Genomic DNA, 1,694 nt, shown 5'->3' with positions numbered 1-1,694 from the left:
CGCCTCCCGTCCGTCATCGTGCCGATGCCGAGACTCGGGCCCGGCGACACTGCTCGCACCCATCAGCGCGAGCAGTGTCGGGTGGGCCGAGACTCGGCCCGGGCCGGCCTACACCAGGTCGGGCGAGTCCAGCAGGTCCGTCACGAGGGCCGCGATGGCCGAGCGCTCCGACCGCGTCAACGTCACGTGCGCGAAGAGCGGGTGGCCCTTGAGCCGCTCGATCACCGACGCGACGCCGTCGTGCCGGCCGACCCGCAGGTTGTCGCGCTGCGCGACGTCGTGCGTGAGGACCACGCGCGAGTTCTGGCCGATGCGCGACAGCATCGTGAGCAGGACGTTCCGTTCGAGGGACTGCGCCTCGTCGACGATTACGAACGCGTCGTGCAGCGACCGGCCGCGGATGTGCGTGAGCGGGAGCACCTCGAGCATGCCGCGCTCGACGACCTCGTCGAGGACGTTGTCGGACACGAGCGCACCGAGTGTGTCGTAGACCGCCTGCGCCCACGGGTTCATCTTCTCGGCGGCATCGCCCGGCAGGTACCCGAGCTCCTGGCCACCCACCGCGTACAGGGGCCGGAACACCATGATCTTCTTGTGCTGCTGGCGCTCGAGCACGGCCTCGAGCCCGGCGCACAGGGCGAGCGCGGACTTGCCCGTACCGGCGCTGCCGCCGAGCGACACGATGCCGATCTCCGGGTCGAGCAGGGCATCGATCGCGAGACGCTGTTCGGCGGAGCGTCCGCGCAGGCCGAAGACCTCGCGGTCGCCTCGGACCAGGGCGACGGCGCCGGCTTCGTGCACGCGGCCGAGGGCCGAGCCACGCTCGGAGTGGATGACGACACCGGTGTTGACCGGCACGCCGGCCAGGGCCGACGATCGGATCTCCTCCTTCTCGTACAGGTCGGCCATCTGCTCGCCGGAGACCTGCAGGTCCGTGACACCCGTGTAGCCGCTGTCGACGGCGAGTTCGGCGCGGTACTCCTCGGCGGCCATGCCGATCGACGACGCCTTGACCCGCAGCGGCAGGTCCTTCGAGACGACGACGACGTCGAGCCCGTCGTTCTTGAGGTTCGACGCCACCGCCAGGATCCGCGAGTCGTTGTCGCCGAGCTGCAGCCCGGACGGGAGCACGGACTGGTTGGAGTGGTTCAACTCGACGCGGAAGGAGCCGCCGTCGCCGATCGCGATCGGGAAGTCGAGTCGTTCGTGTTCGACGCGCAGTTCGTCGAGGAGCCGGAGCGCCTGCCGGGCGAAGTACCCGATCTCGGGGTCGTTCCGCTTGGACTCCAGTTCACTGACGACGACGACGGGCAGGACGACCGCGTGTTCGGCGAAGCGGAACAGTGCCCGCGGATCGCTGAGGAGCACCGAGGTGTCGAGCACGTACGTGCGCTGGGCGACCGATGTGGACGAGTCCGCGGTGTGCTGCTGCTGTGTTCCGCGAGAGACGTTCTGAGAGGTCACGACCACTCCATCCCCGGGCCGCGTTCGGCCCGGTCCATGTCCTCGAACGCGGCCGTGGAGCGGGTCCCGAAGCACCGACTGTGGCCGCTTCGATCGGGCGCGGTGCCCGATGGGGCCAAGCTACGTCCGACCTCCGACACGGCGCCAGCGACACGCGGTTCGCCGGATGTCGGTCGTGTGAACAACGCGCCCGGCGGACGGCGCGGCGCGGCGCGGCGCGGCGCGGCGCG

The 1,694-nt window shown here is 70.4% G+C and carries 1 protein-coding gene; it reads right to left on the bottom strand.

What is annotated here, in order from left to right:
• Positions 1–108 precede the first annotated feature (108 nt).
• Positions 109–1,470: a PhoH family protein gene (locus tag ACTJKO_RS15075; protein ID WP_440689960.1), complete on the bottom strand. Its 1,362-nt coding sequence runs from the start codon at positions 1,468–1,470 to the stop codon at positions 109–111.
• Between the last annotated feature and the right edge of the window lie 224 nt (positions 1,471–1,694).

Source organism: Curtobacterium sp. 22159 (genome assembly GCF_052045775.1).
Classification (GTDB): Bacteria; Actinomycetota; Actinomycetes; order Actinomycetales; family Microbacteriaceae; genus Curtobacterium.
The sequence above is the reverse complement of the archived record's forward strand: the minus strand, read 5'-3'. Positions and strand labels throughout refer to the sequence as shown.